This is a genomic window from Providencia xihuensis, assembly GCF_041953405.1.
Classification (GTDB): Bacteria; Pseudomonadota; Gammaproteobacteria; order Enterobacterales; family Enterobacteriaceae; genus Providencia; species Providencia vermicola.
Window position 1 is genome coordinate 2,399,285 of sequence record NZ_CP169565.1, and the last position, 22,956, is coordinate 2,422,240.

Here is a 22,956-nt window from a genome sequence, read left to right on the forward strand (position 1 = left end):
GCTATCTCATTGCTACTTTTACTCTTGTAATAAAAAATATTACTATACTAAATAATAGACTAATCAATATGGTAGACGTTAAAACACGGCCTTCAGAAATCAACCAAGAAAAAAGTGGGATAGCCAATAACAACACAATATTATTAAAGCTTTCTGAAATTGATAATACCAAACCTTTATTTTTCACATTTAGTCTGGCAAGTAACGAAGTGCTGATAGGTGAAATTAAACCTAATAGTACGCCAAATCCAAACAAACAAAAACAATCACCTATTAATGTTAACCAATCACTAATAAAGAGAAGAATAATCATGAATAAAAGTCTAATTATTGCTAGCACCAGTGATAGTTCGGAAACCTTGTATGAAACGACTTTTGCAACAATACTATTACCTATTATTAAACCAATTCCAAATAATCCCATTAAACTACCAGTCATCGCACTGTTAAATTGATACCTGATTCGTAATATTTCACCTGCCAGTAGAAATAGGCAAACAGTAATACCATTCCAAATTCCTTTAGCAATAATAAATTTACTGATCATTCCCTGCTTAAAAATATTGAATGAGCCTTGTTTTACCGTTGACGAAGCAACAGACGGCAAAACCTTAATGGAAATAAACAACACCAAAAGCCCTCCGACTGCCATAAATATAAATGGCATTCTCCATGAAAAATACTGTGTCATTACCCCTGCAAGAATTGGCCCTGTAATAATACCAAGCGTCATTCCCAGCATGACATATCCCATTGCAATGGCCTGTTTGTTTTCATCGATGACATCAGAAATAAAAGCAAACGTAATCGGCACTAAGGCAGCGGAAGCAACGCCACCAAAAAAACGTAAAATAAGAGCTATCAAGAGATTAGGAGCAAACGTTATTGCAATACTATCAATTGAGATAAATAACATCGCAACGAGTAACATTTTGCGCTTATCCATTTTATCCGAAAAGAACCCGACAACAGGCGCAGCTAGCGCATATGAGAATGCATAAGCGGATATTAACCATGAAATCTGTAATGCTTGTACATTAAAAGCATTCGCTAATGGAAACATTATTGCGGAAAGCATAAATTCAGTTGCACCAACAAGGTATACCGATATTGCTAATACAAATAGTAAACAACGATGTGAAGTCATAGCATACTCTTTTAAGATTTTAAGTTAAAAAATAAGTTAGGCTTCAGAAAAGAGCCATTGTGGGATTATTAGATGATGATTCGATGAATGAAAAATATTTTAATAGGTAAGAGGTGTAACACTGAAATTGAATATCTGGGGGAATAAAAGAAACCAAGGAAAACAGAGGGGAGAAAGTAATAGAAATGTTTACTGATTAAACACTAAAATTGATTTTATTGCAATAGCAGATTAAAACATTGAGCATTAATAAACTATTCTTAATAGATTCTATATTTTATCTTTCGTTCACAGACACAATTGTACGACTTAGATGTAACAAGTTAAGTATTAATAGCGATTAAAAATCGACCATCTGCCTAACTAATTCATAAATAGCCATCTTTACATCAATAAACTGAGCAATACACTATCTTATAATGCAAAAACAATAATCAGATAAACGCATCTATTGTTGATTATGAAAAAAATGACATCAATCAGTTAAATTAACAATTGCATTTAAATATGTTTAGGTTAAATCAAGGTGTGCAGGCATGAGTATTACAACTCGATTAAAAATAGTTTCTTTCTTGCAATTCTTTATCTGGGGCTCATGGCTTGTCACGTTTGCCTCATACCTTTTTAATACACTTCATTTAAAGGGCGGTGAAATAGGATTAATATTCAGTACATTAGGAATATCTGCGTTATGTTCACCCATTATCATCGGGTTTATTGCCGATAAAATTAATAATAGAAAGTTAGTTTATGTTTCTACTCATTTTCTTTCTGCAATTTTTTTAATCGTCATGGCGCATAGTGATACAATCACTCTTTTATTTATTGCTACATTAATTCATTTAATGTTTTACATGCCAACCATTTCAATTTGTAATAGTATTGTGTTTGAAATGTTAGGTACACGAAAATTAGATTCAGAGATTCATTTTCCAAAAATCAGAGTTTATGGAACTGTCGGATTTATTGTCGCAATGTGGACAATTAGTTTATTAAAACTAGAAATGAGTTATTACCAGTTATATGTAGGGGCTGCCGCCTCAGTTGCTCTAGGTCTATTTTCTATATTTTTCATTACTACTAATAGTATCAATACTAAAAAAGCTGAGACATCTAACTTTAGTTGTCATAATATTATCTTGCTTTTTAAAAAAGGAAGAGTGGCAGTTTTTTTATTCTTTGCCATGCTATTAGGCTCTGTATTACAAATAACCAACACATTTGGTGTTCCATTTTTACAGGATATGGCATTAGCCCCCGAAGCCAGAGGCTCTATTTTCTCTGAATACCCCACTATCTTCTTGTCTATTTCACAATTTTCTGAAATTATTTTTATCTTATTGCTGCCTATTTTATTAAAAAGATTCAAAATCGAAACTATCTTACTTCTTAGCATGATTGCATGGATTTTACGATTAGGTTTATTTGCTTATGGTGATTTCACGGCAATAGGCACACTGGCCCTCTTCTTATCTATGATTGTATATGGTTGTGCATTTGATTTCTTTAATATCGCTGGCGCATTATTTTTGGAAAAAGAAATTGCCCCAGAATTTCGCTCCACTGCTCAGGGCGTTTTCACCACACTCGTTAATGGGTTTGGTACATTCTTAGGGGCGGTATTATGTGGCTGGGTTATTGAGCTCAATACCATTAATGGCGTTGTCGACTGGAAAACTTTCTGGATGGCCTTTACAGGGTATACAGCTGGTTTTACGCTTTTATATCTGATTTATATGTTAATCACTAAAAACCGTAAAACACAAATTGCTAGCTGATTAATCGTTTATTACCCCCCTATCTTACATAAGTTTAAGTCATAGGGGGGGAGCACCAAATTATACACTTGTGACCTTTAATGCCTCACCCAAAATTTTAATCGCATTTCGCCTCCTCGCGATCAAAGGTAGCGCATAATTCACCCTCAAATGGTTAGAAAAGCAGTCACCTGTAGAAAAATGTTCTCCTGTTAATACTGTGACTTTATTGCGATGCAAAATATCCCGTAATTTACGGTTATCTACGGGTAAATGTTCCACCCAAAGTGAAAAACCGCCTTGTGGCCTCGATATTCGGGTATTTGCAGGGAAATGTGTTTCCACTAATTCCTTATATTGGCACTGAAGCTCACTATAATGTTGACGCATTCGGCGTAAATGCAAAAAATAATGCCCTTCCTTTAGGAAATTAGCCATCACTTGTTGCATAAAAATTTCACCAGAACAATGGGATAAGTATTTTAAATGCAAAACTTTTTCTTTATATTTACCTGGAATTATCCAACCAGTACGTGTTCCTGGAGCAACCGTTTTCGAAAATGAACTACATAAAATTACATGCCCATTTCGATCCAGTGATTGAATCGTTGACGGCCGTGGGTATTGATACGCCAAACTCGCTAAACAATCATTTTCAATGATGGTTCCTTGATATTTTTCAACAATTTCGAGTAAACGCCGCTTGTTACTATCAGGCATAATACAACCCATCGGGTTATTACACGTTGGTGTCACCACCACTGCTTTCACATTCCAACACTCAAAAGCCTCTTCTAGCCTTTCAAGGTTTATACCTGTTTCAGGATCAATAGGAATTTCAATTATTTTTCTTCCTAAACCATACAATGTCTGTAATAGCCCTGGAAAAGTTGGCGACTCGACTGCAACAACATCATTCCCTTGTGTGCAAGCTTGCAAGGCAATAGATAACGATTGATGGCCACTTGTTGTCGTGACAACATCATCAGGCGTAAAAAGGTGGCGATCATCTGAAATTAAATAAATTTGTTCTCTTAATGCAGCAAGCCCTTGTAAATTATCATATTCAAGTGTCAGTGATTGCTTTCTACGTGTTACCATTGTCATTTCTTGCCACAATGGATCTAAACTTTTATCTTCAATATTTGGCACGGCACAAGACAAAGATGTTACACCTTCTCGTTCAGCAACACGTAAAAAATCCATGGTCGGATTCCATTGTGCGATCTGAACAGGTTTTTGAATATAATTCGCTACTTTCGGTAATAAAGACTCCGTTTTTTCGGGGATCACAAAGTACCCAGATTTAGGTACTGCATAAATGAGCTGCAGCCTTTCAAGTTCACGATAAGCAAGTTGCGCCGTGGTAATACTGACATCATGAGCTCTCCCAATGTCCCTCACTGATGGCAGCTTTTCACCACTAAGAAACTCTCCGCGCTTAATTTTTTCTTGCAACATTTGTGCAATTTGTTTGTACAGTAACACAGCAAAACCCTTTTCATTTTCCCCGTATGAATAATGTAATACAAAAATTAGTGCTTTTGATCTGTATTTTGCAAAAAATCATATCTGTCACTTTTTTATATTTTTCCTCCATGTAATTCTTAATAAAAATGAGCAGAACATTAGGATTACTTATGGAATATGAAAAAAACGTAAGGGGTAAACCATACCAAAAGTTTATCTTATTACAGCCAATATTATGGTTATTTAAAAAACTAAATATGTTTATCAAAAAGAAAAGATATGAAAAATATAAAGGGCAAAAAATATAAATCAGCCATCCACCATGTAAAGAATCTTGTTATCAAATTGATTTTTAAAGGATATAAAATGGGGGCCTCACATTTTAATAAATAAAGATTATATTTATCTCTGTTATGAAAAACTAAATGAGAGAATAAGAAAATATTAATATCGATTATGAATAATTTATTAAGGTGCTCCTTAATAAACTCGATTATTAACTTTGCACTTTAATCGAGTTACTCGCTGATTTTGGTTAAACTACCTTGTGCCTCTTTTAATAATAAGGCCTGTTTACGATCGATACCCCAGCGATAACCTGATAGTTCGCCATTATTTCTCACCACTCGGTGGCAAGGAATAGCCACCGCTAGCATATTTGCCCCACATGCGCTCGCGACTGCTCTAACCGCTTTAGGGTTCCCTATTTTTTTTGCTATATCACTGTAGCTAACCGTTTTTCCAACAGGAATATCACGCAAGGCTTGCCATACACGCTGTTGGAATACAGTTCCTTGAATATCAAGCGGCAAATTAAAACCAATCTCTGGTGCTTCAATAAAACCAACAACGTCAGCAATAACTTGTTCGAAGTTGATATCACCACCGATTAATTCAGCATTTGGAAATTTATCTTGTAAATCATTAAGTAACTTTTCAGGATCGTCCCCAAGTAAAATTGCACATACGCCGATCAGACTTTGTGCAACCAATACTGTTCCTAATGAACATAAAGCAAGTGCAAAATAAATTTTGCTACCATTTCCACCTGATTTCCAAGCTCGTGGCGTCATGCCTAATCGCTGTGTTGATGTTTCATAAAAACGGCTATTTGATTGATACCCTGCATCATAAATTGCATCAGTAATACGCTCTTGTTCTTGCAGTTGAGCCTGCAATTTTTTATGCCGAAAAGCGTCCGCATAAGCTTTTGGCGTTAACCCCGTTTGTGATTTAAATAATCGATGAAAATGGTAACGACTGATCCCGACATAATCTGCCAATTCGGCCAGCGTTAACGACTGGCTATTTTGCTCAATATAACGGCAAGCTTTTTCTATTTTCTGTTTATAAAATTGTGTTAATTGCGTTGCCTCTGTACGATGTCGTTTTCCTTGGCGATAACCTTGTGCAATCGCTTGGGCTTCATTATCAAAAAATTCAATATTTTCTCGTTTAGGCAAGCGCCCAGCCGCAGATGGATGGTTGTAAATAAGTGACGTTTTTACACCATAAACAAAATGGCCATCCGCTGTTTTATTTCTTTCAACAACTGCTTGCCAGCGCTGTTCTGGTGTTTTCCATATGTTTTTAATCGTCATGATAATGTCCTTTCCTAATTTAATAACGTCATTATGACGGATAAACCACATAAAGAATCTCCGCAGCTTGCTTTTTAATTATGACATCAGCTGCTTATTGCAGGCATGGCTTTTAATGCCCGAACAGGTGACTGACTAATAATCCCTAATTGGATAGCAAAGAAAAAAACAGCTGCCCATAAACAATATTCTACACCCGATAATGTAGCAATAATTGCGGCTATGGCTGACCCCAATGGCCTAGCACCAAATGAAGTCGTTAACATCAATGCAGAAACGCGCCCAATCAGCAAATTGGGGGTCACCGACTGGCGTAATGAAACTGTGGATATCGTCCAAATAATTGGTCCAGCACCAAATAAAAAATAAGCAAAGCAAACTAAGTAAAATGATGAATTCCAGACAGTAAATAGCAAGGTTGTCGCACCGAATAAACCACAAACAGGCCCAAATATTACCAAAGTCCCATAGCTAAACTGCAAAGATAAGTGGCGTAGACCAAGTGCGCCAACAATCATTCCTATTCCGTAAACTGAAATCGCAATACCAATTTGCTGTGCTGAAAGTTGTAATACTGTCACTGCATATGCCGTAAAAACTCCCTGAATAATAAACCAGGCTGTATTAAAAAATAATGCCGTCAATAAAATAGGCTTTAAATACGGATTATGGAAAATATAGTCAGCACCTTCTTTTAATTGTTTTAATAGTGATGTTGAAACTAGCGTTTTCTTGTGCTCTTTGGGCAATTGAAAAATTAAAATTAAAGCAATCACCGATAAAATAATGGCGAAACTGTAGGCAGATGACGCACCAATATAACCAACCAGTACACCACCTAGCGCAGGTCCCGCCGTATAAGATAAACTTCGAGCAAGTTCAATCCATCGATTCGCATTAATTAGGTGGTCTTTAGGGATCACGGCTGGAATATAGGCTGAAGTAGCAACACTGTAGATTACCGTACCAACAGCGCCAATAAATCCAAACAAAATTAATAATGCGAATGAAAGCAGCTTTGAAAATAATAACGCAAAAATCATTCCTAAAACGGCAATACGTATCGCTTCAGAGCATATCATTAGGTTGCGAGCACTATGTCGATCGGCAACAATACCAATAAATGGTGACACAATAAGAAAAGGCAATGTCTGCAACATTTGTAGCCAAGCTGTGTCACTGGCAGAGGCGTTTAGTATCAGTACAGCAACAAGAGGTGTTACCGCTAAAGCAATTTGCTCTGACATTTGAGCAAATAAATTTGAATAGGCAACTTTGCTAAAAATTTTATCTGAATTCATGTTTGGCCTTTCTTATTTGTTGAAGATTTTCTTCTACATTAAAGAAAGACCTTATATTTCGACTTTCCGTTTATTGCTTTTCGATTAGCCACAAACAATCTCAGTCTCAACTTTCGTATCAGATTTTTTGCGAAAAATAACAAGAATGACAACAATACCTAAAACAGCAACGAAAGTACCCATAAAACTAATCATTGAATAACTATAGCCATAGGATAATACCGCCCCACCAATCGCTGCACCAATCGCATTGCCTAAGTTAAATGCACCAATATTAACGGAGGAAGCTAACGCCTGTGCACCTGTAGCTGCATTCATCACTAAAATTTGTATTGGTGGGACAATACCAAAACTAAAAATACTCCAGAACAATAAACCTAACCCTGCACCAACAGCATTAGTCGCTATGAATGGGAATATTGCCATACTTAACGCTAACATTAAGAAAAAGATGATCAGCGTGCCGAATAATGATTTATCTGCAAATAAACCACCTAAATAGTTACCCATTGTGAAACCCGCACCGATAATCACTAACATGATGGTAATCATTTGATCGGAAGCATCGATGAAATCCATCAGCATCGGAGTAATATAGGTATATAGGGTAAACATTGCACTTGCTCCTAATACTGTCGATAACATGCCTAACATCACTTGTGGTCGTCGTAAAATACGTAATTCGTTTTTAACGTTAACGTCTCGCCCTTGAAGGTTGTTGGGTAAAGCCCAAATTAAACTCGCAATGGTTAATAATCCAAGTGCGGCGATTAAATAAAATGCCTCCCGCCATCCCACGACTTGGGTTAATTTGGTCATGAGCGGAACACCACCAATATTGGCAATAGTTAATCCCATAAACATGGCTGCAATTGCACTAGCTTGCTTACTCGGTGGAACAACACTCGCGGCCACAATGGCCCCTAACCCAAAAAATGCACCATGGTTTAAGCTAGTAATAAAACGTGAAATTGATAAGGTCACCAAATCGGGAGACATTGCTGAAAGTAAATTTCCTACCGTAAAAATAGACATTAAGAATACCAATGCCACTTTCGGTTTTCTCTTCACCAGTAATAATGTCATGATTGGAGCACCTATCATCACACCAAGGGCATAAATAACAACTATTGACCCAACGGATGGAATATCAACCTGAATATTATCAGCAATATAAGGTAACATTCCCATTGGGGAAAATTCAGTTGCTCCAATAGCAAAAGCGCCTACTGCTAGTGCCAACAGTGCAGTGTTAATTCTCATTTTTTCAGCCTTATTGAAATAAATTATTAACATTTATTAATGGGCTGAATTTTTCCATATTGAAAGCCAATGAAAAAGACGCTAAGGTGAAAATAACTTTTGCTGGAAATGCAATAATGAAAATAACCTTTGAAGAACTTCAAGCTTTTATCAGTGTCGTTGACTCTGGTTCTATTACTTCAGCTGCCGAACAATTAAACATGACCATTTCAACGGTAAGCCGGGCATTACTTAGGCTTGAAAAAAAAATGGATACAACGTTACTTTACCGAACAACACGTTAGATCAAGCTCAGTGATGAAGGCACCGCATTTTTGCAAAAAGCGCGAGAGATTATTGATCTCGCTCACGAGGCAGAAGAAATGCTATCTGTCCGCCAAGCCATCCCTTCCGGTAAGCTACGTATTGATGCCTCAACCCCTTTTTTGACACATGTAATTGCCCCGCTGATCCCGTTATTCCATGAGCGTTACCCACAAGTTGAACTTGAAATTCATAATTATGAAGGTGTCACTAATTTATTAGAAAATCGAATTGATGTGGCTTTTCGCATTGGCGTACTAAAAGACTCATCACTCAATGCCACCTTATTAGGTTTTAGTCAAAAGCGATTAGTAGCCAGCCCTGCTTATTTAGCAAAGTATGGTGTGCCACAAAATAGCAACGAATTAAAAAAACACTGTTTACTGGGCTTTACTCAACCCGACTCACTGAATATTTGGCCCGTAAAAAATGCAAATGAAGATTTACTTAAAATTAAACCCAATATTGCAGGGACAAGTGGTGAAGTCTTATTCCACCTCGCAATGCAAGGTGCTGGAATTTTATGCTCTGCCGATTTTGTAACCATGGACGCATTTGCCAGTGGTCAATTGGTGCAAGTTTTAGAAAAAGAAACCGTAGTTATTCGCCAACCCATTAATGCCGTTTATTACCGAAACCAAGCGGTATCACCTCGCCTACGGTGTTTTATTGATTTTATAAAGAAATATTCAACCAAAATAGAGCCTCTCTAGCTTTTCCCCGTTTTAAACCTTACTCCTTTTTTAAATTCTGTCAGCGTTATTCCTGTATGCCGTTTAAAGTAACGACATAAATACGAGGTATCTTCGAAATTAACTTCATCTGCTATTTCCTTTATTGATAATTTGCCAATCTCGAGTAATGCTTTTATTTCTAAAATAACTTGTCTATCTATCAACGCCTTTGGTGGATCATTAAAAAAGCTTTGGCTAATTTTTGATAAATAAAATGGGGTTATCGATAATCTTTCAGCATAAAATTTAACCTCTTTATGCTGTTTACAATGCCGTGTGATTAAGCCCCAAAAACGCCAACAAAGTTGCTCTTGTCTATTTCGTTTTTCAGGTTTAACTAAAATCGTTTTAGCACCATTACTGATTTCCAAAAACAAATTTTGCAAATGGTTTTTCAATTGTAATTGCCAATATTCTCCACGTTCAATCGCTATTGAAAACATGATTTTTTTCCAATAATCAAACAACTCATGCTTTTCTATAGGGATTTGAATAATAGGATAGTCATTAAAAAATGCAAATAACTGTTGAGGCAGCGAATAAGCAATAGAGGTGGCAAGTTTTTTATCAATTAACAAATATTCAAGGTTAAAACATCGTGATTTTGCTTGTAGCATGGCAAAGGTATCATCATATAAAACAATCAGGTCATTTTTTTGTACTCGGTACTGTCTAAAATTAATATTAAAAATCGCGCAGCCTTGCAAACAAATGCAAACTGTTACGTATGATGAAGATAATTGTTTTTTCTGCATTTTATCCATATTGGTCACGCCAATGCGGAGCGCTTCTGGAATATTAATCAAACATGTTTGTATGCTTAACATCACGTTTGTCCCTCTTAGCAAACAGTGCCTCAGTCCACAATGGTTGTCATAAGTACCTAAAATGGGCAACTTTACCTCTTAAATATTACTCATTAATACCTAAAATACACGCATTAATTAATTCCATCATTAAGAGGAAAACAGATGGTACTTTATACAGAACGACTGATTTTACGTCCATGGCAAGAAACGGATGCTGAAGATCTATATTTTTATGCAAAAGACGAAAGAATAGGCCCAGTTGCTGGTTGGCCTGCACATCAAAGCGTTGAAGAAAGTCGTATGATTATTAAAGAGATTTTCATGCGCGATGAAGTTTATGCCGTTACTTTAAAAGAAGACAAGCGCGCAATTGGCCTAATCGGATTATCTTTAAGCCATGAAAGTAATTTCCCTATAGGGGATAATGATGCTGAAGTCAGCTATTGGATCGGCGTACCATTTTGGGGTAAAGGATTGATACCTGAATCTATTAAAGAAATTATTCGCCATGGATTCATAGACCTAAAATTAGATAATCTATGGTGTGGCTATTTTCAAGGCAATGATCAATCAAAAATTGCACAAGAAAAATGTGGTTTTAAATATTACAAAACCTTGGCACCTCAATTTATTAAGTTAATTGGCGAAACAAAAACTGAAGAAATAAGCCGACTTACAAAACAAGAATGGCTTTCATTACTGTAATGTTTAAGAGAATAAGGCCATCTTACTGAATGCCTTATTCTTTTTTACTGTCACAACACATTTCTAAACGCACAAACATATTCTACCCTTTACCAATTAATGCTATGATTTTTCGATAATTATAAAGTCAAAAATTTAAATTTTTATATAGGATTAACAGGTAAACACATGCACGACTATGGTATTTGGACAGTAATCACCCCTATTGTGACAATTATATTGGCAATACTCACCCGCCAAGTAATGCTTTCCCTAATGTTAGGAATACTTGTAGGTTTTACGGTTATTAATGATCACAACGTTCTTTTAGGTGTTAAAGGCACCGTTGATGGTATTATTAACACCTTTTCATCCGCAGGAAATACTCGCACTATTGTTTTTATGGTGATGATTGGTGGAATTATGCGGTTGGTTGTTGTTACTGGGGGTGTTAGAGCCCTCGTTCAATTATTGACAAATAAAACTCGGTTAATCAAAAACCGTACAGCAACACAATTACTGGCTATTGTGATTACCTCCCTCATATTTATTGAAAGCTCCATTAACCAATTAGTTGCAGGTGCTTCTACCAAAAATTTGGCACGTCAATATGGCGTCGCACCAGAAAAAATGTCTTATCTAATTCAAACTGCATGCGTTTCGGTTTGTTCTTCCGCCATTATTAATGGCTGGGGAGCCGTTATCATGGGATTAATTGGCGTACAAATTTCACAAGGGTTAATTACAGGTGAGCCTTTTGATATTTTAATTACCTCTATTGGTTATAACCTGATGGCTTGGTTATCCCTCGGTACGATTTTAATCTATGTCTTCACGAATTTTTCATGGGGACCGATGAAAAAAGCGGAAGACAAGTATCAACAAGCGTTTATTGCTGGAAATATTTCAACATCTAATGTTCAAGACAATGAAGAAGAGATTATCAATCATCCAAATGCTCACTCTTCGCTAAATTTCTTTATTCCTATTTTATCCACTGTATTAATGGTGCCTATCGCTCTTTATATCACTGGTGATGGCGATTTCAGTAAAGGTAGTGGCTCAACCTCTGTTTACTGGGGAGTAATGTTTGGTACTACTGTGTCATTTTGTTGGTTCATTGGTCGTCGTCTATTAAATATCGATAGTTTTTTTAAAGAGTTATTTATTGGTTATGCCAACATGCTAAAAATAAGCTCTATTATGATTTTGGCATTCTTAATGGGCGATGTTTCTGCTGAACTCAATACAGGTGCTTATATTGCTGAAGTTACCCAAGGGGTAATGGCACCTGGTTTTTCCATTGGCTTTATTTTTATTATTAGCGCAATTATGTCGTTAGCAACAGGTACATCGTGGGGAACATTTGCAATTATGATCCCAATTGGTGTGCAATTAGGCTTATCAGTAGGAATGCCTGTAGAGTATATGATTGGCGCTGCGATTTCAGGCTCAATATTTGGTGATATGACGTCGCCTATTTCTGCAGATGCTATTGTGGCTTCGATGGCAACAGATTGTGAGCATATTGAACATATTCGCACACAAATGCCTTATGCATTAGTGACGGCCAGTGTCGTGCTTGCTATTTACCTTTATCTTGGTTTTACCCACTAATTACACGGAAATTTAGATGTCAATTCAACAAACACTACGCCAATTTGAAAAAGTTGATTTATTAAAAACCTCAACACCACTTCATCGTCTTGATAACTTGTCGAAAAGGTTTGGCCGTGAAATTTATATTAAGCGTGATGACATGACCCCTCTCGCTATGGGTGGGAATAAATTACGTAAGCTTGAATTTCTTATGGCAGATGCACTAGCAAAAAATGCAAAGATTATTGTTACTGCGGGTGCAATTCAATCAAACCACGTTAGACAAACCGCGGCAGTTGCTGCTATGTATGGTTTGGAATGTGTGGCCTTATTAGAAAATCCAATTCAAAGCAATGACACAAATTTCCTGCATAATGGTAATAAGTTATTGACGGATTTATTTGGTGCGCGCTGTGTTATGTGCGATGAATTAACTGATCCACAAGCCCAAATGGAAGAACTCATTACATCACAGTCACTTCGTGATGCCTATATTGTGCCTGTTGGTGGCTCTAATGCTTTAGGCGCATTAGGTTATATTCAATGTGCAGTAGAAATTGCTGGGCAGAAACCAGAAAACATTGAGTTTGATAAAGTCATCGTTGCCTCAGGTAGTGCTGGCACACATGCAGGTCTTGCTATTGGATTAAAAGAATTGTTACCTCGAAGCCAAGTCATTGGAGTGACAGTCTCAAGAAAGCAGCAAGACCAAGCCCCTAAAGTTGAAAAGCTACAGAATGAATTAGCCCAGCTATTAGCCTTGAATCAAGTGCCTGACGTCATTTTATGGGATAGCTTTTTTGCTCCCATGTACGGGATGCCTAACCAGCAAGGTCTTGCAGCGATTGCACTTCTTGCTCAGCAAGAAGGCATATTACTGGACCCTGTATATACTGGAAAAGCTATGGCGGGTTTAATTGACTATTTAGAAAACTCAGCCGAAAAAACACCTGTGTTGTTTGTTCATACTGGCGGTGCACAAGCCTTGTTTGCTTATGCAGATATTAGCCAAACAATTTAATCGCTCCAGTTTATCCCCAAGGGCATTTTTGCCCTTTTCTTTTACCTAATATTTTCATTATATTCTTTGTATCAAAAATCCTCTGATAAGCTCATTTTTATTAATGGATATCAATCCACCTAGTAGACATAGAGACAGCGCAATGACACCAATGCCTATCACACTCAAATTAGCCAGTGAACAAGATACATTAACCCTCCATGAAATTGGTATGCAAAGCTATATGCACCATTTTGCGGTGCTCTGGAATAATAAAGATGAGTTATTTGAATACTTAAATCAGGAATACAGTGCTGATAAAATCATCCATGATATTAGCCAGACAAACATAGAGTGGTATGTTATTGAATCCGAGTTTCCTATAGGGTTAGTGAAGCTCACACATCAAGAAAAAATACCCGATACTCAAGTCGTTGGAACGTTATTAAATAAACTCTATTTTTTACCCTCAGCGACAGGAAAAGGTTATGGGAAATTAACCTTCAAAATGATTGAAAATATAGCCATAAATAAAGGCTCTAACGCACTCTGGTTAGATGTGCTTGCCAGTAATTCTCGGGCAATCCAGTTATACCAATCGAATGGGCTGCAAATCTTCAAGGAAATTTTATTTAAAAGTAAATCCCAACAAACCCTTGAGTACATTATGTACAAAACTCTTTAGTTTAGAATATAAAATCAATTGCTCTACACATACTGGCGAGCAACTCAGTTTTTACTGTTTCTTATTCGTTATCATTATCCCCAGTATGATGAATACCCCACCAATGATAATCATTGAACTCATTTTTTCATTAAGAAAAAGCGTACCAATAATAACAGCACTTAACGGATTAAGCGCAATGAATGATCCTGCTCCCGCAGCCCCTAGTTGTGCAACACCTTGGTAATACCATACATAAGCAATAGCCGACCCTAAGACACCTAAATAACTTAAACTGATTAAGTCGCCCACAGATAACAAAGACAGCGCCCCAAAATTCATTTCTTGTGTATAAACAGATGTAAGGACTAATAAGATAGTGCCAAACAAAACCGCATAAGTCACAGTATGTAATGCCCCTATTTCTTGGATAACGTTTTTACCTGCGACGGTATATATCCCCCAGCTAATCACACAACCTAAAATAGCTAAATCACCGCTACTGACCACAACCCCATCTGAGTCTGGTGTTTTATCAGACAATAAGATAATTGCACCTATTACGCAAAAACTGATTCCAATGCCTTTTTTAATTGAAATTTTCTCTTTCCATAGAATAAATGAAATTAATGCAATCATTGCAGGGTTAATTGCGACTAATAAAGCGGCTCGTGACGCAGAAATAATTTGTAACCCATAGAAAAATAAAATTTGATAAATAAATACCCCACTCGCCCCCAACACTATAATTTGGCAAAATTGCTTCACTGAAATGCGTTTCCAACCAATACGGCCAATAAACAAAACTAAAATTAATGAAAGGCTAGCAAAAAGAAAACGTAATGTTGCAGACAATAAAGGGGAGATCTCAGGTTGGATAACTCTACCCGCAATAAATGTACCTCCCCAAATAACTGAAACAAACACCATTTGAATGACAATAATATTTAGTGAGCGCTTTTTTGCTATCGTTACTGTGTTTTGCATTTTGTTCTCTCAGCGATAAAGATAAATCTTGTTAATTTCTTTCCCACTGATAAGCTAACCCTAATCTAACATCATAAACTAATGAGTGTTTACTCATGACATTAACGCAACTTGAAATCTTTACCATCGTAGCTGAATTAAGAAGTTTTACTTTAGCGGCAATGAAACTAAATATTTCCCAGTCCGCCGTTTCTCACGCGATAAAATCCTTAGAGAAAGATCTCAATGTTATGCTATTCACTCGTGAGCAAAATCAAACAACATTAACTGAAATAGGTAAAACACTGTTATTGCATTCTCTCCATATGCTAAATATCCAAGAAGCTATAAAACAAGAAGCTCTTGCATCCAATGGTTTACAAGCAGGTGTTTTACGGATTGGTTCTTTTGGCCCTGGAGCATCATTAAACTTATTGCCACCACTTTTAGCCCAATTTCGCCAAAAATACCCGCTGATTAATATTGTGGTTGATGAAGGTGATGACGAAACTGTCGCTCAGTGGTTACAAGAAAAGCGTATTGATATCGGTGTAGTTGTGTTACCTGATGAACGGTTTGATACTTTTAAAGTAAAAGACGACCAAATGGTGGCTATTCTCCCTCAAAATCATCCATTGACAAACCTACCAAGTATTTCATTGAAAGAATTGTGCAAATACCCTTTTAATTTAACGCAGGCAGGGTCTGGGAAACTCGTGTTAGATTTATTTCATGCACAAAAGCTGACACCAAGAATCCAATTTAAAACGCGGCAATTACTTAGTACATTTGCTTTAGTTGCTCGCGGTGATGCTGTTTCAATTGTTGCACAGCTTGCAATTCCAGATTACATTCAAAATATTGTTGTAAAGCCACTAGACCCGCCAGTTAAACGCAATATCGCCTTTGCTGTTAATGATAAAAGCCAACTGTCACCCGCGACAAAGGCTTTTATTCAAATTGCTAAAAAAACGTATGGTTAATTTAATAACCGATAGGTAATCACATATAAAGATTGCTCTGTCGGATAAATTTCTTTAATGAGCTTTTTCAATGTATCTAATGTCATTGCTTCTTGTTCTGCATGGTACTCAGAAATATCATCGTAGAAAATAGGCTCAACAGAGAGTATTTCAATTTCGGTATAATATTTCCCTGTCTCAAGCGCATATACCTTAACGGTTGTGTTTGGTACGTAATGGCTTTCACTTTTATCACGGATTGTGATTACCTTTTTTCCAGATACCACCAATGGCAGTAATCGCTCAAAAAACGTAATTGTATCTGGTGCATCATTCATAATTTTTCCCTAAATTTTATTAAAAGACCTATTGAAAACACATTTTCTTATAACATCGCCAAAATGCAACCAAATGGTTGTTTTCGTGCTGTGGCTTGCCTTTACTCTACTGTTGGAGCAAGGCTTTCTATACAATTATGTCTGAACATAATTAAAAACAAACTGGATATCAATAATGAATAATAACGAAACCTTATTTTACCAACAAGAAGAACATTTTTGGTCTGCTATTTGTTCCGACACTTTAAAGATTAGTGAAAATACTATTAGCTATTTTTCTGAACTCAATTTACCTATTTTCAATTTTATATACCTGCATCAAGGTACTAATCTTAGCGAATTTGAAAAGGCAGAAAATACATTTAAGCAACAATCTAAACCTTATATATTAGTTGTTCATCAAGACGAACTGACCCAATTTGAGCAAGAAATTAAGAAGCGAGGTTTCATTGCAGATGGCGAGTCTACAGCAATGATTTTACCAAAGTCCGCACTGTCTTTATTTAAGGAGCCACCATCAATTGAGACTGGCTACCGAATTGAGCAATGTAATGAACGGTTGAGTGATTGGGCACAGCCGTTGATTACCGCATTTCCTGCAGATTCCGATGATGAGGAAGAGGACGACATCGTCATTAATGAATATATTCGTTACCACCAAAGGGCATTAGACAAACAAACCAATATGATGCATTTTGTCTTATTTTCTGGTGAGCAACCTGTATCTACCTTAACTTTAACAGTAAATGATAAAACTGCACGGTTGGATGATATTGGCACTGATATTCAATTTCAGGGAAAAGGATTTGCGACAATACTTATCAAACACGCATTAGCAGTTTGCAACCAGCAAGGTCTTGAACAGTGCGTATTAGAGGCATCATCAGACGGGCTTTCAATCTACAAAAAACTGGGTTTTGAGCCTATTTTTAGCTACTTAAGTTTTATTGCGGAATAAATATTTAGCGTGTACCTGAGCCATAAAGGTACATGCTATTTAAAATAAATACGGCGTGAGTGTAATCAGTAACAGCAATATACCACCACCAATATTAATATATTTTCTCAGTGTATTAATTTGAATTGATGAGGAAAAGATAATAAGGCTTCCACATGATACCGCCAACCAAGCCGCCATCATCAATACATGTATACTAGATAAAACCAGAAAACTGATTAGAGAAGGGTCTGTGCCAACAAAGTTTGATACCACCACTAAATATAAAACAATTGCCTTGGGATTAAGTAGATTGGCTAAATACGCATCTTTAACCGTAACTGTCCTTATCACATTATTTGCTGCACTTTTACCTACTTTTAAACCTGTGTTAATTAATGTGATAGACAAATAAACTAAATATAATGTTCCTAAAATACCGATTGAACGCATTGCCCATGGATAAGAGGCTAGAATTTTTGATAGACCAATACCAACTAATAAGCCATGAGTCAATATCCCTAACCCAGTCCCAATGATTGGAACAAGTAGCCCTTTCATTCCTTGAGTTAATGTACTATTCAGCGCAATTGCAAAGCTTGCCCCTGGGGAAACAATGATTGGAAGCAACGTCACTATAAAACCCAGTATATCCACAGATACAAACCTTATATTTCGTTATCTATTTTAATCCAGCATTGCTGTACCAATTTTGAATATCTTTCACAATCATCTCTGTGTGCAATTGCCCTTTATTATCCTTAAAGAAGTGATCGAGTTTTTCATATTTTTTAAAATTAACTGATGGGTTATTCGTTTGGCTCATCATTCTTTCTGTGCTGTAAGCATCGACATTCGTGTCTGCCATAGTTTGAATAACCAAATGCGGCGTTTTAATTGCCTGCACTAATTTCAAGTTATCAATCGTCAGCATTTCATACCACCAGCGTGGCCCATGACCACTGACAAACTGGTCATCATTTAATTGTTTATGCTTTGCCGCCTGCGCAAATTGATTAAAGCCCTCTAATGAATTAGCGACATCTTCCTTTGGCGTATTATTTTTAATGCTATAAAGCACATCATCGATAAAATATTGCCCACCCACATTTAGCGCAATGGATGCCGAAATAAAATCGCCTTTAGCTGCAATTAAATGCGTGACTAACGCCCCTTCACTACCCCCTAATAAGATAATATGTTGATAATCTTTTTTGAGTTGTTTTAATACCGCCACATAATTATCCGCTCGCTCAATAGGAGAATCTTGAGACATATATTCTACAGGGCAATCTTCTTCTGACGCTTCTTCACCGTCTGCGCCGACTAAACTATTCAACCCTGTTTTCTCAACTAATAAAATATCGTTTCTGGGAAAAACTGCACCAAAGTTTTTAACCATATTGGGGTTATTTACCACGCTTTTGCAATCTGAACCCTGCAATAAAACTAGCAAATCTTGCGATTTGTTATCACCTTTTTGAATAACGTAATAATGAATTTCTTTACCATCATTGAGTAAGGTTTGTTTTTGATATGAGCTAGGTGCAGCAAGTACACTAAATGAACAAAAAGAAGTTAAAAGTACAGTCAGTTTAATTGTCATAGGGAAACCATGAGTTATTTTTATTCGCCATTATATAAAATAAGGTTATTAGGTTGGTTCTTATCATGCTCCACTTGTTAATCTGTCATCGCTATTTTTAGTGAAGTCTCTGCAAATAATTCAACGATATTTGAGTTCAAATTCTTATCCATTACCAAAATAGATATTTGATCGCAGTTTGCAATTGTGTAGCGGGCAACACCTGGTAACTTATCTGCAGTAACCCCCATAATGACTTGGTTACTACGCTCAATGAGTGTTTTTTTTAACTCAGCTTCCTCATAGTCAAAAATAGTCACCCCCATCTGTGGATCTAAAGCGCAGCCACCAATAAAACATTGGTCAAAATGAATATGAGCAATTTGGTTAACTGCCGATGTATCAATGCTGGCACCAATTTCACGATTTAATTTCCCACCAATTAAAATCACTTCGCAAAGCGGCCTTTTCATTGATTCAATTGCAATGGCGGGAGAGTTTGTCACCACGGTAAACGCAATATGCGCGGGTAAATTGCGTGCAATTTCTAGATTCGTTGAGCCTGTATCAATAAATACACACGCCCCTTGTTTAATTAACAAGCTACAGGCCTGTGCAATTTTAATTTTCTCCGCTTGATTTTGCTCGATTCTTTGCTCGAACGAGCCTAATTCATCAAGCATACTCACCGCTCCGCCATGTACTCGACGACAAACGCCTTCTTGAGCTAATTCATTTAAATCCCTACGAATTGTATGTTCAGAAACCTGCATATTACGGGCAAGGATAGTACAAATTACTCGCCCTTGCTCACGTAACAATTGGCGAATTTTATTTTGTCTTTGCTCTGGAAAAGCTGCATAATCGAGCATATAGTACCTCTTAATTATTTTAAAGTGATCATAATCGAGCACAAAATTATGTCAATCCCTCTTTACAACGTAATAAGGAAGAAGATATGAACAACTTACCGCTACCTGACAGCTTCTTTTTACATGAACTCGCAAATATTGCGGGGAAAATCTCTCTCGATTATTACCGCACTAATGAGCTCAGTGTGGTTGAAAACAAGACAAAGGCTAATTATCGTTTTGACCCTGTCACGCAAGCAGACAAGTTGGCTGAGAAAGCCATGCGCGAACACATCACTAAAACCTATCCAAATCACTCTATCATGGGTGAAGAGTATGGAATTTCAGGGGATGGTGACATTCAATGGGTACTCGACCCGATAGACGGTACTCGCCCTTTTTTATGTGGTATTCCACTTTGGGCTAACTTAATCGGCCTGACTGAACAGGGAAAAGCCGTGATGGGCATGATGAGCCAACCTTATATTGGGGAACGCTTTTGGGCAGATAGACATGGCAGTTGGACGAGTAGCCCGCATGGACATTCTCGTTTAGCTACTCGAAAAAACGTTAAATTAGAACAGGCTATATTACATACGACGTCCCCAGAACCAATATTATCTCGACCTGATATTCACTTTAAGGCGCTCGATGAACGTGTTTTAATGACCCGCTATGGTGGAGAGTGCTATGGGATGGCAATGCTTGCAGCAGGAAGAATTGATATTTGTGTTGAATTCGCACTGGAACCTTATGATATTGTTCCATTAATCCCTATTATAGAGCGTGCGGGTGGAGTCGTTACCACACTTGAGGGAAAACGTGCAGAATCTGGCGGGGCTGTCGTCGCAACGGGTTGCCCAATCCTTCATGAGCGCGTTCTGACTATCCTAAATTCAGGTAGTTAATTTATCATTTAAAAAAGTATTATAAAAAATGCAATCTACTCAACATGTTAATACCACTGTTCACTTAGCATCTGCGAAAAGGGAGCAAATTTCCACGCGCATTATCTTTTTTATCGCTGGTTTTGTTACCGCAGCATGGGCGGCTATCGTCCCCTATGTCAAAGTCAATACAGGAGCAAATGATGCAACACTTGGCATGTTACTACTTTGCTTTGGTGGTGGTGCACTTGTTGCCATGCCAGTGACAGGGGCATTAGCCGCCAAATATGGTTGTCGCCGCTTGATGGTTATCGCAACTATTGGTTTTTGTTTGCTTTTTCCTGTTTTATCGTCACTTTCTAGCATCATTTTTCTGGTGGCAGGCTTATTATTATTCGGTATTTTTATTGGCTTGACCGATTGTGCGATGAATGTGCAAGCCGTCATTGTGGAAAAGTCCTCAGATAAGCCTATTATGTCGGGCTTTCATGGATTCTACAGTGTCGGGGGGATTGCGGGTGCAGGTACTATGAGCTTAGTTCTGCTCTTAGGGGTATCCGCGACTTTAGCGTCTATTTTTGTTTCTGTTATTGCGTTAGTTTTATTAGCCATCTGTTATAACGGCTTAATTACGTATGCGAATGCCCCAACAGGCCCGCTTATTGCTATCCCTAAAGGGATTGTATTGGTGATTGGTATCGTCTGTTTTGCTGTGTTCCTTGCCGAAGGGGCTGTGCTAGATTGGGGGGGCGTATTTTTAATCGAACACCATGGTCTTAAAGAGACCTTAGGTGGTTTGGGTTTTGCTGCTTTTGCTACAACAATGACGATTGGCCGGTTACTGGGTGACAAAATAGTGATGCGGGTCGGTTCAGCTCGTGTAGTCTTTCTAGGTGCACTCCTAGCTTGCCTTGGTTTCGTAATCGCAGTTATTTCCCCTTATTTAACCCTTGCAATTATTGGTTTTGCTTTAGTGGGAGCTGGTTCATCGAATATCGTTCCTGTGATGTTTTCTGCAGCGGGTAAACAAAACACGATGCCAGAAGCCTTGGCTGTACCTGCGATTTCGACATTGGGTTACTTAGGGATCTTAGCGGGACCTGCAGTAATTGGCTTTGTCGCATTCCAATTAACACTAGCGACTGCCCTTTTAATGATTTCTGTATTATTAGTATTTATTGCATTTGTTACCCGTTTTATCCGCGTTTAGTCTAATGAATATCATAAGGTTGCTAATGAATGGCAACCTTATGATAACCAAATAATTAGAGTTCAATCGTCCCACTGATGCAGTTAATTACATCACCAGCAATCCAAATTCCGTCATCATCTGCACTCACATACACTCGCCCTTCGCCATAAACACACTGCCCTTGGCCAACAGTATACTGTTTTGGGAGTTTTCCTTGAGGGATTAACCATTGTGCCGCACCCGCGTTAAAGCTTCCTGTCACGGGGTCTTCTACTGAACTGGTACCACAAAAAACTCTGACTTCGAGCTGTTTATCTTTACCTTCAGGGTAAATCGCACACAAGCCGATATCATAGCCCTTCAGTTGAAAATAATCAGGCTTAATATTTAAGAGTGTGTCCACTGACTTAAGCTGAATCCCCATCCAACCTGGGCCGTTATCTACCCAATTACTGTCAACAACATCATCTTCGGTGATCCCCAACCCTTTAAATACCTTTATTTTTTCATTTTGAGCAATTTCACCACTACGGATGAGCGGTGGTGCCTTAAATGCCAACCGGCCATCCACCATTTTAATTGCGATTAACCCTGCTTTGCATTCTTGAACTATCGATGTTTTCTGCTGCTGCCCATAGGTTTGCTGCCACACAAAACAACTCCCTAAAGTCGGGTGCCCTGCAAACGGTAACTCACCTTCTACCGTAAAAATTCTCACACGATAATCTGCTTCGGGTTTTGTTGGCTGCAATAGAAAAACGGTTTCGCTTAAATTGGTCCATTTTGCGAATTTATTCATTTGTGCATCTGTTAGGTTATCCGCCCCAACAACAACGGCTAATGGGTTACCATCCAGTTTAATGGCTGAAAAAACATTCACTTGCTCAAAAATATACTTCATTTTTT

At 37.5% G+C, this 22,956-nt stretch carries 21 protein-coding genes and 1 pseudogene; 10 read left to right on the top strand and 12 right to left on the bottom strand.

Translation table 11 applies throughout. The features are described 5' to 3' along the window. Position 1: 1 nt before the first annotated feature. The gene (locus ACE2AL_RS10640) at positions 2-1,147 is read right to left on the bottom strand and encodes an MFS transporter (RefSeq protein WP_272538429.1); all 1,146 of its coding nucleotides are present in this window, start codon (positions 1,145-1,147) and stop codon (positions 2-4) included. A gap of 536 nt (positions 1,148-1,683) precedes the next feature. Between ACE2AL_RS10640 and ACE2AL_RS10645 the strand changes: the two genes are divergently transcribed. Then, positions 1,684-2,925, top strand: coding sequence for an MFS transporter (locus ACE2AL_RS10645; protein WP_206084371.1), 1,242 nt, complete (start codon positions 1,684-1,686; stop codon positions 2,923-2,925). A gap of 60 nt (positions 2,926-2,985) precedes the next feature. On the opposite strand, the gene ACE2AL_RS10650 is transcribed toward ACE2AL_RS10645, so the two are convergent. From ACE2AL_RS10650 to ACE2AL_RS10665, 4 genes are all read right to left on the bottom strand, one after another. Then, positions 2,986-4,392 (bottom strand): PLP-dependent aminotransferase family protein, encoded by a 1,407-nt coding sequence (locus tag ACE2AL_RS10650; RefSeq protein WP_375083484.1) that lies wholly within the window; start codon positions 4,390-4,392, stop codon positions 2,986-2,988. A gap of 500 nt (positions 4,393-4,892) precedes the next feature. Further along, positions 4,893-5,975, bottom strand: a complete 1,083-nt coding sequence (gene ada, locus ACE2AL_RS10655) for a bifunctional DNA-binding transcriptional regulator/O6-methylguanine-DNA methyltransferase Ada (protein ID WP_272573612.1) — start codon at positions 5,973-5,975, stop codon at positions 4,893-4,895. An 86-nt stretch (positions 5,976-6,061) separates the two neighbouring features. After that, positions 6,062-7,276: an MFS transporter gene (locus ACE2AL_RS10660; RefSeq protein ID WP_272538431.1), complete on the bottom strand. Its 1,215-nt coding sequence runs from the start codon at positions 7,274-7,276 to the stop codon at positions 6,062-6,064. An 84-nt stretch (positions 7,277-7,360) separates the two neighbouring features. Next, complete coding sequence (locus ACE2AL_RS10665; RefSeq protein WP_206084363.1) at positions 7,361-8,539, bottom strand: MFS transporter; 1,179 nt, start codon at positions 8,537-8,539, stop codon at positions 7,361-7,363. A 116-nt stretch (positions 8,540-8,655) separates the two neighbouring features. Here ACE2AL_RS10665 and ACE2AL_RS10670 point away from each other — a divergent pair. Further along, positions 8,656-9,555 (top strand): annotated as a pseudogene (locus ACE2AL_RS10670) (LysR substrate-binding domain-containing protein). Here the strand turns inward: ACE2AL_RS10670 and ACE2AL_RS10675 are convergent. Beyond that, on the bottom strand, positions 9,552-10,403 hold the full coding sequence (locus tag ACE2AL_RS10675; RefSeq protein ID WP_206084359.1) for an AraC family transcriptional regulator: 852 nt from the start codon (positions 10,401-10,403) through the stop codon (positions 9,552-9,554). The pseudogene ACE2AL_RS10670 and the gene ACE2AL_RS10675 sit on opposite strands and share 4 nt — an antisense overlap. A gap of 144 nt (positions 10,404-10,547) precedes the next feature. Between ACE2AL_RS10675 and ACE2AL_RS10680 the strand changes: the two genes are divergently transcribed. The 4 genes from ACE2AL_RS10680 to ACE2AL_RS10695 all read left to right on the top strand — a co-directional run bounded on the left by ACE2AL_RS10680 (position 10,548) and on the right by ACE2AL_RS10695 (position 14,353). Further along, positions 10,548-11,090, top strand: a complete 543-nt coding sequence (locus tag ACE2AL_RS10680) for a GNAT family N-acetyltransferase (RefSeq protein ID WP_272538433.1) — start codon at positions 10,548-10,550, stop codon at positions 11,088-11,090. A gap of 168 nt (positions 11,091-11,258) precedes the next feature. Continuing rightward, complete coding sequence (locus tag ACE2AL_RS10685) at positions 11,259-12,686, top strand: Na+/H+ antiporter NhaC family protein (RefSeq protein WP_206084355.1); 1,428 nt, start codon at positions 11,259-11,261, stop codon at positions 12,684-12,686. 16 nt (positions 12,687-12,702) lie between these two features. Then, the gene (locus ACE2AL_RS10690; RefSeq protein WP_206084348.1) at positions 12,703-13,689 is read left to right on the top strand and encodes a D-cysteine desulfhydrase; all 987 of its coding nucleotides are present in this window, start codon (positions 12,703-12,705) and stop codon (positions 13,687-13,689) included. 142 nt (positions 13,690-13,831) lie between these two features. Next, positions 13,832-14,353, top strand: a complete 522-nt coding sequence (locus tag ACE2AL_RS10695) for a GNAT family N-acetyltransferase (RefSeq protein WP_272573616.1) — start codon at positions 13,832-13,834, stop codon at positions 14,351-14,353. Positions 14,354-14,404: 51 nt separating this feature from the next. On the opposite strand, the gene ACE2AL_RS10700 is transcribed toward ACE2AL_RS10695, so the two are convergent. Next, positions 14,405-15,319: a DMT family transporter gene (locus ACE2AL_RS10700; RefSeq protein WP_375083485.1), complete on the bottom strand. Its 915-nt coding sequence runs from the start codon at positions 15,317-15,319 to the stop codon at positions 14,405-14,407. 95 nt (positions 15,320-15,414) lie between these two features. On the opposite strand from ACE2AL_RS10700, the gene ACE2AL_RS10705 reads away from it, so the two are divergent. Further along, entirely contained in the window at positions 15,415-16,281 is an 867-nt protein-coding gene (locus ACE2AL_RS10705) for a LysR family transcriptional regulator (RefSeq protein ID WP_375083486.1), read from the top strand. Here ACE2AL_RS10705 and yqfB read toward each other — a convergent pair. Then, on the bottom strand, positions 16,278-16,598 hold the full coding sequence (yqfB, locus tag ACE2AL_RS10710; RefSeq protein ID WP_206084342.1) for a N(4)-acetylcytidine aminohydrolase: 321 nt from the start codon (positions 16,596-16,598) through the stop codon (positions 16,278-16,280). The two genes, ACE2AL_RS10705 and yqfB, sit on opposite strands and share 4 nt — an antisense overlap. A gap of 175 nt (positions 16,599-16,773) precedes the next feature. Here yqfB and ACE2AL_RS10715 point away from each other — a divergent pair, with 175 nt between their 5' ends. Continuing rightward, positions 16,774-17,556, top strand: a complete 783-nt coding sequence (locus ACE2AL_RS10715) for a GNAT family N-acetyltransferase (protein WP_206084340.1) — start codon at positions 16,774-16,776, stop codon at positions 17,554-17,556. A 39-nt stretch (positions 17,557-17,595) separates the two neighbouring features. Here the strand turns inward: ACE2AL_RS10715 and ACE2AL_RS10720 are convergent, their stop codons facing one another. The 3 genes from ACE2AL_RS10720 to ACE2AL_RS10730 all read right to left on the bottom strand — a co-directional run bounded on the left by ACE2AL_RS10720 (position 17,596) and on the right by ACE2AL_RS10730 (position 19,992). After that, positions 17,596-18,192, bottom strand: a complete 597-nt coding sequence (locus ACE2AL_RS10720; protein ID WP_272538438.1) for a LysE family translocator — start codon at positions 18,190-18,192, stop codon at positions 17,596-17,598. 25 nt (positions 18,193-18,217) lie between these two features. Beyond that, a complete protein-coding gene (locus ACE2AL_RS10725; RefSeq protein ID WP_206084336.1) occupies positions 18,218-19,141 on the bottom strand; it encodes a S9 family peptidase in 924 nt (307 codons plus the stop codon). A gap of 77 nt (positions 19,142-19,218) precedes the next feature. Further along, on the bottom strand, positions 19,219-19,992 hold the full coding sequence (locus ACE2AL_RS10730; RefSeq protein ID WP_375083487.1) for a DeoR/GlpR family DNA-binding transcription regulator: 774 nt from the start codon (positions 19,990-19,992) through the stop codon (positions 19,219-19,221). Positions 19,993-20,078: 86 nt separating this feature from the next. Here ACE2AL_RS10730 and hisN point away from each other — a divergent pair, with 86 nt between their 5' ends. Continuing rightward, positions 20,079-20,879 carry a histidinol-phosphatase gene (gene hisN / locus ACE2AL_RS10735; protein WP_206084332.1) on the top strand — a complete coding sequence of 267 codons (801 nt, stop codon included), beginning with the start codon at positions 20,079-20,081 and terminating at the stop codon, positions 20,877-20,879. 28 nt (positions 20,880-20,907) lie between these two features. Continuing rightward, complete coding sequence (locus tag ACE2AL_RS10740; RefSeq protein WP_206084330.1) at positions 20,908-22,068, top strand: MFS transporter; 1,161 nt, start codon at positions 20,908-20,910, stop codon at positions 22,066-22,068. A gap of 55 nt (positions 22,069-22,123) precedes the next feature. Here ACE2AL_RS10740 and ACE2AL_RS10745 read toward each other — a convergent pair whose 3' ends face one another. Continuing rightward, entirely contained in the window at positions 22,124-22,951 is an 828-nt protein-coding gene (locus ACE2AL_RS10745) for a PhzF family phenazine biosynthesis protein (RefSeq protein ID WP_375083488.1), read from the bottom strand. Between the last annotated feature and the right edge of the window lie 5 nt (positions 22,952-22,956).

Bases quoted from the DNA above. Each gene is read 5' to 3' on its own strand.
- ACE2AL_RS10640 (WP_272538429.1), bottom strand. From the start codon at position 1,147: ATGACTTCACATCGTTGTTTACTATTTGTATTAGCAATATCGGTATAC.
- ACE2AL_RS10645 (WP_206084371.1), top strand. From the start codon at position 1,684: ATGAGTATTACAACTCGATTAAAAATAGTTTCTTTCTTGCAATTCTTT.
- ada (WP_272573612.1), bottom strand. From the start codon at position 5,975: ATGACGATTAAAAACATATGGAAAACACCAGAACAGCGCTGGCAAGCA.
- ACE2AL_RS10660 (WP_272538431.1), bottom strand. From the start codon at position 7,276: ATGAATTCAGATAAAATTTTTAGCAAAGTTGCCTATTCAAATTTATTT.
- ACE2AL_RS10665 (WP_206084363.1), bottom strand. From the start codon at position 8,539: ATGAGAATTAACACTGCACTGTTGGCACTAGCAGTAGGCGCTTTTGCT.
- ACE2AL_RS10675 (WP_206084359.1), bottom strand. From the start codon at position 10,403: ATGTTAAGCATACAAACATGTTTGATTAATATTCCAGAAGCGCTCCGC.
- ACE2AL_RS10680 (WP_272538433.1), top strand. From the start codon at position 10,548: ATGGTACTTTATACAGAACGACTGATTTTACGTCCATGGCAAGAAACG.
- ACE2AL_RS10685 (WP_206084355.1), top strand. From the start codon at position 11,259: ATGCACGACTATGGTATTTGGACAGTAATCACCCCTATTGTGACAATT.
- ACE2AL_RS10690 (WP_206084348.1), top strand. From the start codon at position 12,703: ATGTCAATTCAACAAACACTACGCCAATTTGAAAAAGTTGATTTATTA.
- ACE2AL_RS10695 (WP_272573616.1), top strand. From the start codon at position 13,832: ATGACACCAATGCCTATCACACTCAAATTAGCCAGTGAACAAGATACA.
- ACE2AL_RS10700 (WP_375083485.1), bottom strand. From the start codon at position 15,319: ATGCAAAACACAGTAACGATAGCAAAAAAGCGCTCACTAAATATTATT.
- ACE2AL_RS10705 (WP_375083486.1), top strand. From the start codon at position 15,415: ATGACATTAACGCAACTTGAAATCTTTACCATCGTAGCTGAATTAAGA.
- yqfB (WP_206084342.1), bottom strand. From the start codon at position 16,598: ATGAATGATGCACCAGATACAATTACGTTTTTTGAGCGATTACTGCCA.
- ACE2AL_RS10715 (WP_206084340.1), top strand. From the start codon at position 16,774: ATGAATAATAACGAAACCTTATTTTACCAACAAGAAGAACATTTTTGG.
- ACE2AL_RS10725 (WP_206084336.1), bottom strand. From the start codon at position 19,141: ATGACAATTAAACTGACTGTACTTTTAACTTCTTTTTGTTCATTTAGT.
- ACE2AL_RS10730 (WP_375083487.1), bottom strand. From the start codon at position 19,992: ATGCTCGATTATGCAGCTTTTCCAGAGCAAAGACAAAATAAAATTCGC.
- hisN (WP_206084332.1), top strand. From the start codon at position 20,079: ATGAACAACTTACCGCTACCTGACAGCTTCTTTTTACATGAACTCGCA.
- ACE2AL_RS10740 (WP_206084330.1), top strand. From the start codon at position 20,908: ATGCAATCTACTCAACATGTTAATACCACTGTTCACTTAGCATCTGCG.
- ACE2AL_RS10745 (WP_375083488.1), bottom strand. From the start codon at position 22,951: ATGAAGTATATTTTTGAGCAAGTGAATGTTTTTTCAGCCATTAAACTG.